This is a genomic window from Pseudomonas sp. WPR_5_2 (genome assembly GCF_003634475.1).
Lineage (GTDB): Bacteria > Pseudomonadota > Gammaproteobacteria > Pseudomonadales > Pseudomonadaceae > Aquipseudomonas > Aquipseudomonas izuensis.
This window is the reverse complement of sequence record NZ_RBLA01000009.1, coordinates 81,066-94,227: the sequence shown is the minus strand read 5'-3', so window position 1 is coordinate 94,227 and position 13,162 is coordinate 81,066. Positions and strand designations below refer to the sequence as shown.

The following is a 13,162-nucleotide window of genomic DNA, read 5'->3' as shown; positions in this document are numbered from 1 at the left end:
GCAACTCGACAGGCGCAAACTCAGACTTTGTTGAACAAGCCCAACTGAGCAATCTTGCTGAAGGCCAGTTGCGAGGCCTGCAACATGGTCTGCTGCAACGTCAGGCGGGTCATCACTGCGGCGGGATCGGAGTCGCGAATCGCCGATTGGGTCTGGGTGTTGGCCAGCACCAGGCTCTGGTTGGTGTCCATCTGATTCTCCAGCGCCTGGCCACGACCACCGACCGAACTCAAGGCGCTGGACAGCTGATCGGTGCCGCTCGCCAGGTTGGCGATGCCCGAGGCCAGCGAGGCTTGCAGCTTCTGGGTGGCAATCGCGTTGCCGTTGGTGGGCGTATTCAACGCCGTTTTCAACTGGCTCACGGTATCCAGAATGTTCTGGGTTTCGTGCGTGTTGACGGCCACACTGAACTGATCGCCGGTATCAGGCACAGGGGCGGCGGTGAAGGTGAAACTCACGCCCGACGCCGTGGCAACGCTACCGGCCATGGTGCCACTGGACACCGGCTTGCTGTTGGCGGTCAGGGGGGCTGCGTACAGATCGAAGTCGGTCGCCGAAGTGAACTTGATCACCGCTGCCCCCGACGGAAAACTGGCGTGGTAGTCGGTGGCGTTGGTGATGCTGCTGGTGGTCACCTGTGCGGCCGTCGGGTTGCCCGGGCTGCGGGTGGCCGTGAACGTGTCAGGCTTGGCGGCCAGGGTAAAGGAGTGCCCTGGCAGCACCGCACCAGGTACGTCACCGGCGCCCAGGTTGATATTCAGCGTCAGGTCGACACCACGGAAACTCACACTTTGCCCGGTCTTGCTGGTCGGATCGAACGCGCCGCCCTGGCTGGCTTCGGCCGTCACATCATTGCCGGCAGCGTCGGTGATCTTCAGTTGCGTGCCGCTGACGAAGTCCACGGTGTAGGGCTCGCCACTACGGAATTTGTTGTTGTAGCTCACGTTCGACGACACCTGGCCATTGGACAGGGTCACGCGCCCGTCATCCACGGGCGGCGAAGTCATGGTGACCTGGCTGCGACTGGTGTTGAGTGCCTGCTGGAACGCGTCCCAGCCTGTACTGTTGGTGGCCATCGACATCGTATCGCCAACGGCCAGGTCAAGGGTCACCTGGTCGCCGTTGTAGCTGTAGGTGCCATCGTTGTTGCGCGTGAATGGCACGGTATCGCCCTTGGAACCGGCGAAGATGTATTTGCCATTCTCATCCTTGCTGTTCATCAGGCTGAGCAGTTGCTCTTCGATCTGCCCCAGTTCCGAAGCGTTGGCCTTGCGGTCCTCATCGGTGTAACCGGCGTTACCGGCACTGACGGCCAGTTCCTTGGCGCGCTGCAGCACATTGTTGATGCTGGTCATCACCGCTTCGGTCGCCCCCAGGGTCCCCTTGATGGTGGTGGCATTGGCCTGGTACTGATCAAGCATCGAAGCCTGCTGGCCCAACTGCAGCAGGCGCGAGGCACCCACCGGATCATCGGCGGCGGTATTGACGCGAACGAGGCTGCTGGCCTCTTCGCTGCTCTTGACCACGTTGGCGAAGTTACGCTGGTAGTTCGCAGCCGAGGACTCGTAAAACTGGGCGGTAGAAATGCGCATGGGCTACGACTCCTTAAAGACTGTTGATCAGTGTGCTGAAGATTTCCTGCGCAGCCTTGATGATCTGCGAAGACGCGGTGTAGTACTGCTGATACTTGACCAGGTTGCCGGTTTCTTCGTCGAGATCGACACCCGACAGCGAATCGCGAGCGCTCTTGGCGTTCGCCAGGATGGCGTCGGTCGCCGCGCTGTCGAGCTTGCCCTGAGCAGCCTTGGCACCGACACCCTCGACCAGTTTGCCGTAGGCATCGGTCAGGGAAATGCCCTTGCTGGCGGAACCGGTGTCCACGGTCTGCGCGGTTTGCAGGCCCGCCAGTGCGGTGCCGTTACGGTTGTCCAGCGTGCCCGGCTGACTGAGCGAGACGTTGATCGCGGCGCCTTTGAGAGGCGCGCCGGCGATGGTCATGTCGAAGTTCGCGGTGTACTGGGTCGCGGGCGCCGGCGGGATCGGTGCACCCGTGGCATCCTTGAGCGGTATGCTCAGGCTCAGGGTGTTGTTCTCGCCGGGCTTGATGGTGCCACTGCTGATGACGCCGCCGTTGGCATCCAGGAACTGATAGGTCTGGCTGGTACCGTCGGCAGATACGTCACCAAACACCACCTTGGTCGGCGTGGAGTTTTTCAGGCCGTTCTGCATCGCGGTGGTGGTGGCCGGGTCGTAGATGTCGAACTTGGTGGTCAGGGTCGGTTGACCGCTGGCCGGAATCGTCAGCGTGCCGCTGGAGCCCGGCGCAATCGCTGCGCCCAGGGGTGCCGCGATGGCCAGGCGCTTGGAGTCGGTCATCTCGGTCTTGATGTTCGTCGCCGCATTGCGGGTCGGGGTGATCTTGAAGGTATCGCCGGCGGCGGCGGTGTCGCCGGGAGCGGGAGTGCCACCCGTCAGCGTCAGGGAGAAACCGTCAATGACCGGCGGCGGTGTCGTCGTCGTGTTGAAGGCGCCCATGGGCGTGTTGTCCGGCAGGCGCTGAACGGTGTAGTCGGTGGCGCTGGTGAACGTGACCTTGTAATCATTGATGGTCAGTTTCCCGCTGTCCTCGATGCTCACGTTGAAGTTGCCGGTACCCGGCGAGTTGCCGATGGTCGCGATACTGCGCTGAGAGATCTGGGCCGCACTGTTGATGCTGTTGAACAGCGTCGAACCGAAGTCACCGTTCTTGTCGATGCCCTGGGCCTGAAGGGTGTTCATCTGATCGGCAACGACCAGCGCCACGCGCCCCAATTCGTTCATGGCCGGGTCCAGCACGGTGCTGCGATAACGCAACAGACCGCCAATCTCACCACCGGTCATGATCGCCGTGATGTCAATGGTGCTCGAGCCGCGATTGAGCTGCAGCGCCAGGCGACCCGGATCGTCCTTGCTCGGCACCGCCTCGAGTTTGTTTACCGTGTTGCCCATGACCAGCGGCTGTCCGCTGCCCAGGTAAATGTCGAGGCTGCCTTCACGCTCCACCACTTGCGCACCGGTGAAGGTCGACAGTTGGCGCACGGTTTCGTTACGGGCGTCGAGCAGCTCGTTCGGCATGCCGCCGGTACTGGAAACTTCGGAGATCTTCTGGTTCAACTGCGCCACGGTTGCGGCCAGTTTGTTGACCTGATCCGCCATGTTCGTCAGGTTGCCGTTGATATTGGCATTCTGCTGGGACAGCTGCGCGGACATCGAATTGAAGCGGTTGCTCAAGGCCTGGGCATCGCTGAGCAGCAATTGACGGGAAGCGTCGTCACCGGGTTTGGCATTGACGTTCTGCACCGAAGCAAAAAACTTGGTCAGTGCGCCGTTCAAGCCGGTGCCACTGTCCGAAAGCAGTTTGTCCAGCGGCGTCACCTGGCCCAGGTACGCGGCCGAGTCACTGTTGAGCGAAGTGGTGGTCTGCAACTGCGCATCGAGGTAGCTGTTGTACACCCGACGCACATCGGCCAGCGTGGTGCCGGTGCCGATGTACACATTGCCGAACTGCTGCGAGGCCTTGGTGCCCTGCACTGTTTGCTGGCGTGAGTACCCGGCGGTGTCGACGTTGGCAATGTTGTTGCCGGTGGTCATCAACGAGGATTGGCCAGCGGCCAGACCCGACATTCCGATGTTGAGCAAACTCATGGTTCAGACCTTATACCTTGTGTCTATAAAGGCGTCGTGGAAGCGCCCGCCGCGGCGTAGTTCTGGTAGCTCGTCATTTGCCGGGCTATCTGCGAAATCTTGCTTGCGTAGTTCGGGTCGGTTGCGTAACCGGCCTTTTGCAACTCGCGTACAAACTGTTCCGGGTTATCGGCCGACTTCACGACATCTTGATAACGATTGTTCGATTGCAGCAGCGTCACCAGGTCGTGGAAGCTGTCCTTGTAAGAGGCGTAGGAACGGAACTCGGCCGTCTCCTTGACCATCTCGCCGTTCCTGAATTCGCTGGTGATCGCCCGCGCCGAATCGCCCTGCCAACTGCTGCCGGTCTTGATGCCGAACAGGTTGTGACTGCTGCTGCCATCCTGGGCGCGCATGACCGATTTACCCCAACCGGTTTCCAGGGCAGCCTGGGCCACCAGGTAACGCGGATCGACGCCGATGCGGTCGGCAGCTTCCTTGGCCATCGGTAGCATGGTGTTGACGAATTCGTCGGCGGAACTGAAGGCTTTCTTCGCCGGCGCCAGGGGAATCTGGGCGATGGCGCGACCGTGAATCTGCAAGCCACCGCCGGCAGCGACCTGGGCATTCGCCAGCCAGTCGCCGTTGAACAGAGGGCCCGTACCGGTCGGCGTGGTGCGCTCCGGCAATGGGGTCTTGTTGACCGCCGCGACCGCCGCCGTGGTCGCCGGCGTGGCGGAAGGCACCAGGCCTGCCAGCAGCCGATCCGCCAGTTTCGGCGGCAATGCCAGGCGACGCTGATTGATCATTGCCATGTCATTGCGGTGCGTGCCCTCGCCTGTCGGTGCCTTGACCGAACGCGAAGCCCACAGCGGACGCTCGCCATTGACCCGCGACAGCGGGCCATTGGTGGCCACCGTACCGGCGGCCACTGGCGTTTGCGCGGCGGCCTTGGCAGCCTCCTGCTTGGCGGCAGACAAGGCGGCCGCCTCACCCGGCGCCAGCGGCTTGTTCTTCGACATCTGGCGCATCAGCACGTCCGCCAGGCCAATACCACCGCCCTCGCGGGACATGGAAACGGCCAGTTGCTGGTCGTACATTTCCTGATACTGCTTGGCTTCAGGCGTGTTGAGGGGGTTGTCCTTTCCCAGCGCTTCGGTGGCCGAGCGCATGGACTTGAGCATCTCGCCGAGGAACAGCGATTCGAATTCCTGCGCGACCTTGCGCATGTTCGCGTCACTGTTCTTGTCGCCGACCTTGAGCTGATTCAGCCGGTTCAGGTCGGAAAACGCACCCGAATCGCTGCTGCTGACCCGACCGCTCTTGTACATATCCATGTTCGCCGTCCTCAGATCACGATCAGGTCGGCCTGCAAGGCGCCGGCCTGTTTCAGTGCTTCGAGAATGGCCATCAAGTCACCCGGCGCTGCGCCGACCTGGTTCACCGCACGCACGATTTCGTCGAGGGTGGTGCCCGGACCGAACTTGAACATCGGCTTGGCTTCCTGCTGGGCGTTGACCCGCGAGCGCGGCACGACCGCCGTCTGGCCATTGGACAGAGGCCCGGGCTGGCTGACGATCGGGTCTTCGGTGATGGTTACGGTCAGGCTGCCGTGGGTGACGGCGGCCGGGGATACCTTGACGTTCTGCCCGATCACGATGGTGCCGGTGCGGGAGTTGATGATGACTTTCGCCACCGCCTGGCCCGGATCGATTTCAAGGTTCTCGAGAATCGACAGGTAGTCGACACGCTGGCTCGGGTCCAGTGGCGCGGTGACACGAACCGAACCGCCATCGATGGCCTGGGCCACGCCCGGGCCGAGCATGTCGTTGATCTTGTCGACGATGCGCTTGGCCGTGGTGAAGTCGGAACGGTTGAGGTTCAGGGTCAGGCTGTTGCCCTGGTTGAAACCGCTCGGCACCGCTCGCTCGACCGAAGCACCACCCGGGATGCGTCCGGCCGACGGAACGTTGACCGTAATCTTCGAACCGTCACGCCCTTCGGCATCGAAACCGCCGACCACCAGGTTGCCCTGGGCCACTGCATAGACGTTGCCGTCGATACCCTTGAGCGGCGTCAACAACAACGTACCGCCGCGCAGGCTCTTGGAGTTACCGATGGACGAAACCGTGATGTCGACCTGCTGACCCGGCTTGGCGAACGCCGGCAGATCGGCACTGATCGACACCGCCGCGACGTTCTTCAACTGCACGTTGCCCGAACCTGGCGGCACCTTGATGCCGAACTGCGAGAGCATGTTGTTGAAGGTCTGCAGGGTGAAGGGCGTCTGGGTCGTCTGGTCGCCGGTACCGTTAAGCCCGACCACCAGGCCGTAACCGATCAACTGGTTGGAGCGCACGCCGGAAATGCTGGCGATATCCTTCAGGCGCTCGGCTTGAGCGTTGAAAGCCGCGGACAGCATCAAAGCGGCAACGATGAGACTTCTGAAATTCAACGTAGCCACCTAGAAAGGGAACAGCGGGCTGAGGAAGAAACGGTCGAACCAGCCTGGCTGACTCGCATCGGCAAACGAACCGGTGCCCGAGTAGGTGATGCGCGCATCGGCGACACGGGTCGACGACACGGTGTTGTCGGTAGAGATGTCATCGGCGCGAACCAGGCCGGCAATCCGCACCAGCTCATCGCCGGTGTTGAGGGTCATCCACTTCTCGCCGCGCACCGCGATAATGCCGTTGGGCAACACATCGGCAACGGTCACGGTGATCGAGCCCGTCAGGGTATTGCCCTGCGCCGCCTTGCTGTCGCCCTTGGTCGCGCGGTCGCCTTCATACGCGGCGTTCAGGCTCAGGTCGCCATCACCGAACGGGTTGTTGGTGTTGGGCGTGGAGCCGAACAGCGAGGTCAGGCCGATGCTGGTCTTGCTGTTCTTGCCAATTTGCGAGTTGGCGTTTTTGCTGGCCTGGGTCTTCTCGTTCAGGGTGATGGTGATGATGTCACCGACCCGGAACGCCTTACGGTCGCTGTACAGGTTCTGTTCGAAACCGGCCTGATAGATCGAGCCGTTGTTCGCCGCCGCCGGCAACGGCGTGCGCGGCAACACCGGGGCGTAGTAAGGGTCATTGGGCTTGGGTGTCGCAGGCACGCAACCTGCGAGCGCGGCTATCCCACTCAGTGCCAGAACAGATACATAGCGTTTCATGACCCTACCTCACGGTGTTGCAGGCGGCCTCATGGCCGCCTCATAGACTTGATTACAGATTCTGCGTTACGAACGAGAGCATCTGGTCGGCGGTGGAAATCACCTTGGAGTTCATCTCGTAGGCACGCTGAGTGGTGATCATGTTGACCATCTCCTCAACGGTGCTGACGTTGGAGGTTTCCAGGGTGTTCTGCAGCGTGGTACCGAAACCGGCCAGGCCAGGGGTGCCGACTTGCGGTGCGCCACTGGCGGCGGTTTCCAGGAACAGGTTGTTACCCACCGCTTGCAGGCCGGCCGGGTTGATGAAGTCGGCGGTTTGCAGGTTGCCGATCACCTGGGCAGCAGGGTTGCCGGCCACGGTGATGGACACGGTGCCGTCGCGGCCGACGGTGAAGGTCTGGGCGTCGTTCGGAATGACGATGGCCGGCTCCAGGGCGAAGCCGCTGGCGTTGACGATCTGGCCGTTGGAGTCCAGGTGGAACGTACCGTCACGGGTGTAGGCCGTGGTGCCGTCCGGTTGCAGGATCTGGAAGAAACCACGACCGTCGACGGCCATGTCCAGTGGCTGATCGGTGGTTTGCAGGCTGCCGGCGGTGAAGTTTTTCTGGGTGCCGACGATGCGCACACCGGTACCCAGTTGCAGACCCGACGGCAGCTCGCTGTCCTGGGTCGACTGGGCGCCTGGCTGACGCTTGATCTGGTAGAGCAGGTCCTGGAACTCGGCACGGTCACGTTTGAAACCCGTGGTCGACACGTTGGCCAGGTTGTTGGAAATGGTGGTCAGGTTGGTGTCCTGGGCGGACAGACCGGTTTTGGCAACCCATAGAGCCGGAAGCATTCGATTCTCCTCGTGCGCCTGTTTTACGGCGCGACGTTATGGTAATTAGCTGATCTGCAAGACCCGAGCCATGGCCTGGTCGTCTTCTTTGGCGGTGTTCATCATCTTGATGTGCAGCTCGAACTGCTTGGACAAAGCCAGTACCGAGGTCATTTCGTCCACGGCATTGACGTTGCTCGACTCAAGGAAACCGGACACCAGCTTGACGTTGGCATCGGCTTGCGCCGGCTTGCCGTCCTTGGTGTGGATCGATCCGTCCAGGCCCTTGGTCATGTTCTTGATGTCCGGGTTGACCAGCTTGATGCGGTCGACTTCCGCCATGACGCGGGGACCTTCGCCCATCGCCCGGATGCTGATGGTGCCGTCCTCGCCCACTTCGATCTGCTGCTCGGGCGGCACGGCGATCGGGCCGCCATTGCCGATCACCGGCATGCCGTTGCCGGCGCGCAGCACACCCAGGGCGTCCACCACCAGGCTGCCGGTGCGCACGTAGCTTTCACCGCCATCAGGGTTCTGCACGGCCAGCCAGCCGTTGCCTTGCACGGCGACATCGAGGTCGCGGCCGGTTTCCACCAGGGCGCCCGGGGAGAAGTCGGTGGCCGGACGTTCAGACATGGCAAACGCACGCGCCGGAAAGCTGTCACCGAACACCGGCATCGAACGCGCCTGCTCCAGATCTTTCTGGAAACCATTGGTGGAGATGTTCGCGAGGTTGTTGGCATGAGCCTTTTGCGCCAGTGCATTCTGGCTGGCGCCGGTCATTGCCACGTAAAGGTACTTGTCCACACTCTTTCCTCTGCCTGCCGGACGTTTGCCGCCCACTGCTGTACTGATCAGCCACAAGCAATTTGCAGACCAATTTGATTTCGGCGATGCGAGACCCCGTAAACAAAGGACTTGAGGGGTTCTGAGGGGATCAGGGGAATTGTGTCGGAGACGAAAAACCGGCGGTGTCATGCCGGTGGGTGGCAAGGCTTGACCTGGGTGATGGCCACTACCGCTATCGCGAGCAGGCTCGCTCCTACAGTTGGATCGCGTATTCCCTGTAGGAGCGAGCCTGCTCGCGATGAGGCCGGCATTAATAAAGTAAGCCCTCGGCTATGACTCGCTCTTGCCAACCTCATACTCGCGCAACTTGTTGGCAATGGTGGTATGGGATACCCCCAACCGCTTGCCCAACTGCCGGCTGCTTGGATGCTCGGAATACAACCGCTCCAGCACCGCTTTTTCAAAGCGTCCGACAATCTCGTCCAGCCCACCCTCCAGGGAAAAATCCCCCAGCGGCTGGCGCACGCCATAGTCCGGCAAGCGAATGTGTTCTGCCTTGACCGTGCCGCCGTCGCACAGGGAAACGGCCTGGAACAGCACGTTCTCCAGTTGCCGCACGTTGCCCGGCCAATGGTAATGACTGAGCCGATCCATGGCCGCCGGGGCCAGTTTGGGCAGCGGACAACCAATCTGTCGGCTGGCCTGATCGAGGAAGTGCTCCACCAGCGGCGGCAAACCGTCGAGGCATTCACGCAGTGGCGGGATGTGCAGCGACAGCACATTCAAGCGGTGATACAGGTCCTGACGAAACTCGCCACGGGCGCACAATTCGGACAAGTCGACCTGGGTCGCACAGATCACCCGCACATCGAGGTAAACCTCTTCATCGCTGCCCACACGACGGAAGCAGCCGTCCTGCAAAAAGCGCAGCAGTTTCACCTGCAACCGAGGACTCATTTCGCCGACGCCATCGAGAAACAGCGTACCGCCCGCCGTCAGCTCCAGCAGCCCAAGCTTGCCTTCGGCCCGCGCGCCCTCGAAGGCACCGGGGCCGTAGCCGAACAATTCAGTCTCGGCCATCGACTCCGGCAGACCCGCACAATTGAGCGCCATCAACGGCGATTGCCCACGTGGGCTGGCCAGATGGCAAGCCCGCGCCAGCAACTCTTTGCCGGTGCCGGTTTCGCCTTCTATCAAAAGCGGCGCATCCAGTGGCGCCATGCGTCGTGCTTCACGCACTACCGCAGCCATCACTTTCGAGCTTTGAAAGATGCTGTCGAAGCCGCGCAGTTCCTGTTTGCGCACGTTGTAGATGCGCTCGCCCACCCGGTCGGCGCGGTGCAGCGTCAACACCGCACCGGCCATGGCCTCGCTGTCATCGTGCTCCGATTGCAATGGCGCGATGTCGGCCAGAAACACATCACCCTTGACCTTGACCCGCAGCCCGTTGATCCGCGACTTGTTGGCACGCACCAGTTCCGGCAAATCGAAATCTTCGGCATAGCGCGACAACGGAATCCCTGGCACTTCATCGACACGTACGCCGAGCAACTGCGCCGCTGCGCGATTCGCCGCGACGATGGAGCCACCCATATCAATCGACAGCACCGGGAACTCCAGGGCGCCGAGCAAAGCGTTGAGCTCCATGTGCCGACGCTCGCTGGGCATCAACCCTACGCGCTTGACACCGAAGACCCCGGCAATCGCCTCGAACTTCGGGCGCAACGCCTGGAACTGGATGTTGATCAGGTTGGGACAGTGCAGGTAGATCGCATTGCCGTGCTCGCCCCCCACCTCGCCGCGGGCGACGTTGATGCCGTACTCCACCAACAGATTGAGAATGTCGCGCAGGATGCCGATGCGGTTCTGGCAGTGGACTTTGATACGCATATAAAGGCCCGAAAAAACGGTGAGATTGGTGTGCAACCTTGTAGGAGCGAGCCTGCTCGCGATGGACGTTAACGAAAACGCGTTCTTCCTGAATAAACGCGGTTCCCTCGACTCCATCGCGAGCAGGCTCGCTCCTTCAGTGATTATTTTCTGCTGAGGCGCTCAGATAGTCGTCAAGATTATGTGACAGTTGAACGGCTTTTCCCACCTGCCAATCTCAACATCTGCGCGACAACCGGCGATACGTAACGAAAACTTTACGATTAATAAGGCGTTTTCCTGCGCAAGAGGCGGAACACCGGCTGCAAAGCGGCGAACAATGGATTATTCCTAGGTCCATAGCAGTACATAACAAGAACGAATCCCCCTAGCAGGAGAGCAGCATGAAGCAGACGCAATACGTGGCTCGCGAGCCCGATGCGCATGGTTTTATCGACTACACCGCCGAAGAACACGCGGTGTGGAACACGCTGATCACCCGCCAACTGAAGGTGATCGAAGGGCGTGCGTGCCAGGAATACCTGGACGGTATCGAAAAACTCGGTCTGCCCCACGACCGCATTCCGCAACTGGGCGAGATCAACAAGGTTCTCGGTGAAACCACCGGCTGGCAGGTTGCGCGCGTTCCCGCGCTGATCCCTTTCCAGACCTTTTTTGAATTGCTCGCCAGCAAGCAGTTTCCAGTGGCGACCTTTATTCGCACCCGCGAAGAGCTGGACTACTTGCAGGAGCCGGACATTTTCCATGAGATCTTCGGCCACTGTCCGCTGCTGACCAATCCATGGTTCGCTGAATTCACCCACACCTACGGCAAACTTGGCCTGCAGGCTTCCAAGGAAGAACGCGTGTACCTGGCGCGCCTGTACTGGATGACCATCGAATTCGGCCTGCTCGATACCCCGCAAGGCCAGCGCATCTACGGTGGCGGCATCCTGTCTTCGCCGAAAGAAACCGTGTACTGCCTGTCCGGCGAACCTGAGCATCAGGCGTTCGATCCACTGGAATGCATGCGCACGCCGTACCGCATCGACATCCTGCAGCCCCTGTACTTTGTCTTGCCGAATCTCAAGCGCCTGTTCGACCTGGCCCACGAAGACATCATGGGCATGGTCAAGCAAGCCATGCAGATGGGTTTGCACGCACCGAAGTTTCCGCCAAAACCAAAAGCCGCCTGAACCGCTGCTTTTACGATCAAGTGAGTCTGTCAGTAATTTGCGCTTTGCTTTAGCGTGAGCACACTGGCGACCGATTTCCATTTTTTCGATTTCAGGAATTCATCATGTCCACATTGAACCAAGCCCACTGCGAAGCCTGCCGCGCCGATGCCCCACAAGTCAGCGACGAAGAACTGCCGATCCTGATCAAGCAGATCCCGGACTGGAACATCGAAGTACGCGACAGCATCATGCAACTGGAAAAAGTCTTCCTGTTCAAAAACTTCAAACACGCACTGGCGTTCACCAACGCTGTCGGCGAAATCTCCGAAGCCGAAGGTCACCACCCTGGCCTGCTGACCGAGTGGGGCAAAGTCACCGTGACCTGGTGGAGCCACTCGATCAAAGGCCTGCACCGCAACGACTTCATCATGGCTGCACGCACTGACGAAGTGGCCAAGACAGCAGAAGGACGCAAGTAATGCACTTCGACGCCATCGGCCGGGTGCCCGGCGATCCGATCCTCGGCCTGATGGAGGCCTATGCGCAGGATCCGAACCCGCGCAAGTTCGACCTTGGCGTCGGTGTCTACAAGGATGCCCAGGGCCTGACGCCGATTCTTGAGTCGGTGAAGCTGGCCGAGGCGCGGCTGGTGGATGGCCAAAGCACCAAGACCTACATTGGCGGCCATGGCGAACCCGCGTTCGGCAAGGTCATCAATGAATTGGTGCTCGGCGCTGACTCAACGCTGATCCGCGACAAACGTGCCGGCGCCACCCAGACGCCGGGCGGCACCGGTGCGTTGCGCCTGAGCGCCGACTTCATCGCCCAGTGCCTGCCCGGCCGCGGCGTGTGGTTGAGCAATCCAACCTGGCCTATCCACGAAACCATTTTCGCCACGGCCGGGGTCAAGGTCAGTCACTACCCGTACGTCGGCAGCGACAACCGTCTCGACGTCGAGGCGATGCTGGCTGTGCTCGACCAGGCGCCCAAGGGCGATGTGGTGCTGCTGCACGCCTGCTGCCATAACCCGACGGGGTTCGATCTGTCCCATGACGATTGGCGTCGGGTGCTGGACGTCGTGCGTCGGCGCGAACTGTTGCCGCTGATCGACTTCGCCTACCAGGGCTTTGGCGATGGCCTGGAACAGGACGCCTGGTCGACCCGGCTGTTTGCCGCCGAGTTGCCGGAGGTGTTGATCACCAGTTCCTGCTCGAAGAACTTCGGCCTGTACCGCGATCGCACCGGTGCCTTGATTGTCTGTGCAAAAAACGCGGACAAACTGGTGGACATTCGCAGTCAGCTGGCCAACATCGCCCGCAACCTGTGGTCGACGCCGCCGGACCATGGCGCTGCCGTGGTGGCGACCATTCTTGGCGATCCGCAGCTGAAACAGCTGTGGACCGACGAAGTGGAAACCATGCGCTTGCGGATTGCCCAGCTACGCAGCGGTCTGCTGGAAGCGCTTGAACCCCATGGGTTGCGCGAACGCTTTGCACACATCGGCGTGCAGCGCGGAATGTTTTCCTACACCGGATTGACGCCGGATCAGGTCAAGCAACTGCGCGATCACCACAGTGTGTACATGGTCGGCACAGGCCGGGCGAACGTGGCCGGGATTGATGCCACGCGTCTGGATCTGCTGGCGGAGGCGATCGCCAAGGTCTGCATATAACCCTGTAGGAGCGA

General features: G+C 61.1%; 11 protein-coding genes. 3 read left to right on the top strand and 8 right to left on the bottom strand.

Going from position 1 to position 13,162, the window contains the following annotated elements; all coding sequences use genetic code 11:
* Positions 1-20: 20 nt before the first annotated feature.
* The 8 genes from BJ917_RS27285 to BJ917_RS27250 all read right to left on the bottom strand — a co-directional run bounded on the left by BJ917_RS27285 (position 21) and on the right by BJ917_RS27250 (position 10,319).
* Positions 21-1,592 (bottom strand): flagellar hook-associated protein 3, encoded by a 1,572-nt coding sequence (locus tag BJ917_RS27285; RefSeq protein ID WP_096509536.1) that lies wholly within the window; start codon positions 1,590-1,592, stop codon positions 21-23.
* A gap of 13 nt (positions 1,593-1,605) precedes the next feature.
* Positions 1,606-3,684 (bottom strand): flagellar hook-associated protein FlgK, encoded by a 2,079-nt coding sequence (gene flgK / locus BJ917_RS27280; protein WP_121105529.1) that lies wholly within the window; start codon positions 3,682-3,684, stop codon positions 1,606-1,608.
* A 23-nt stretch (positions 3,685-3,707) separates the two neighbouring features.
* Positions 3,708-5,000, bottom strand: coding sequence for a flagellar assembly peptidoglycan hydrolase FlgJ (gene flgJ, locus BJ917_RS27275; RefSeq protein ID WP_096509534.1), 1,293 nt, complete (start codon positions 4,998-5,000; stop codon positions 3,708-3,710).
* A gap of 11 nt (positions 5,001-5,011) precedes the next feature.
* A complete protein-coding gene (locus BJ917_RS27270; RefSeq protein WP_172901659.1) occupies positions 5,012-6,085 on the bottom strand; it encodes a flagellar basal body P-ring protein FlgI in 1,074 nt (357 codons plus the stop codon).
* Between the two features lie 42 nt (positions 6,086-6,127).
* On the bottom strand, positions 6,128-6,823 hold the full coding sequence (gene flgH, locus BJ917_RS27265; RefSeq protein WP_096509532.1) for a flagellar basal body L-ring protein FlgH: 696 nt from the start codon (positions 6,821-6,823) through the stop codon (positions 6,128-6,130).
* Between the two features lie 52 nt (positions 6,824-6,875).
* Positions 6,876-7,661, bottom strand: a complete 786-nt coding sequence (gene flgG, locus BJ917_RS27260) for a flagellar basal-body rod protein FlgG (RefSeq protein WP_096509531.1) — start codon at positions 7,659-7,661, stop codon at positions 6,876-6,878.
* A 45-nt stretch (positions 7,662-7,706) separates the two neighbouring features.
* Positions 7,707-8,447, bottom strand: a complete 741-nt coding sequence (locus BJ917_RS27255) for a flagellar basal body rod protein FlgF (protein WP_096509530.1) — start codon at positions 8,445-8,447, stop codon at positions 7,707-7,709.
* 312 nt (positions 8,448-8,759) lie between these two features.
* The gene (locus BJ917_RS27250) at positions 8,760-10,319 is read right to left on the bottom strand and encodes a sigma-54-dependent transcriptional regulator (protein WP_096509529.1); all 1,560 of its coding nucleotides are present in this window, start codon (positions 10,317-10,319) and stop codon (positions 8,760-8,762) included.
* 383 nt (positions 10,320-10,702) lie between these two features.
* On the opposite strand from BJ917_RS27250, the gene phhA reads away from it, so the two are divergent.
* The 3 genes from phhA (at position 10,703) to BJ917_RS27235 (ending at position 13,148) form a co-directional block, all read left to right on the top strand.
* On the top strand, positions 10,703-11,494 hold the full coding sequence (phhA, locus tag BJ917_RS27245; RefSeq protein ID WP_121105527.1) for a phenylalanine 4-monooxygenase: 792 nt from the start codon (positions 10,703-10,705) through the stop codon (positions 11,492-11,494).
* A 104-nt stretch (positions 11,495-11,598) separates the two neighbouring features.
* Positions 11,599-11,955 carry a 4a-hydroxytetrahydrobiopterin dehydratase gene (locus BJ917_RS27240; RefSeq protein ID WP_003222798.1) on the top strand — a complete coding sequence of 119 codons (357 nt, stop codon included), beginning with the start codon at positions 11,599-11,601 and terminating at the stop codon, positions 11,953-11,955.
* Entirely contained in the window at positions 11,955-13,148 is a 1,194-nt protein-coding gene (locus BJ917_RS27235) for an amino acid aminotransferase (protein WP_121105525.1), read from the top strand. The genes BJ917_RS27240 and BJ917_RS27235 overlap by 1 nt, the downstream gene beginning before the upstream one ends.
* The last annotated feature ends 14 nt before the right edge of the window (positions 13,149-13,162 follow it).

Coding starts and splice junctions, on each gene's coding strand:
- flgJ (WP_096509534.1), bottom strand. CDS start 5,000: ATGGATATGTACAAGAGCGGTCGGGTCAGCAGCAGCGATTCGGGTGCG.
- phhA (WP_121105527.1), top strand. CDS start 10,703: ATGAAGCAGACGCAATACGTGGCTCGCGAGCCCGATGCGCATGGTTTT.
- BJ917_RS27240 (WP_003222798.1), top strand. CDS start 11,599: ATGTCCACATTGAACCAAGCCCACTGCGAAGCCTGCCGCGCCGATGCC.
- flgG (WP_096509531.1), bottom strand. CDS start 7,661: ATGCTTCCGGCTCTATGGGTTGCCAAAACCGGTCTGTCCGCCCAGGAC.
- BJ917_RS27250 (WP_096509529.1), bottom strand. CDS start 10,319: ATGCGTATCAAAGTCCACTGCCAGAACCGCATCGGCATCCTGCGCGAC.
- BJ917_RS27235 (WP_121105525.1), top strand. CDS start 11,955: ATGCACTTCGACGCCATCGGCCGGGTGCCCGGCGATCCGATCCTCGGC.
- flgH (WP_096509532.1), bottom strand. CDS start 6,823: ATGAAACGCTATGTATCTGTTCTGGCACTGAGTGGGATAGCCGCGCTC.
- BJ917_RS27270 (WP_172901659.1), bottom strand. CDS start 6,085: ATGCTGTCCGCGGCTTTCAACGCTCAAGCCGAGCGCCTGAAGGATATC.
- flgK (WP_121105529.1), bottom strand. CDS start 3,684: ATGAGTTTGCTCAACATCGGAATGTCGGGTCTGGCCGCTGGCCAATCC.
- BJ917_RS27285 (WP_096509536.1), bottom strand. CDS start 1,592: ATGCGCATTTCTACCGCCCAGTTTTACGAGTCCTCGGCTGCGAACTAC.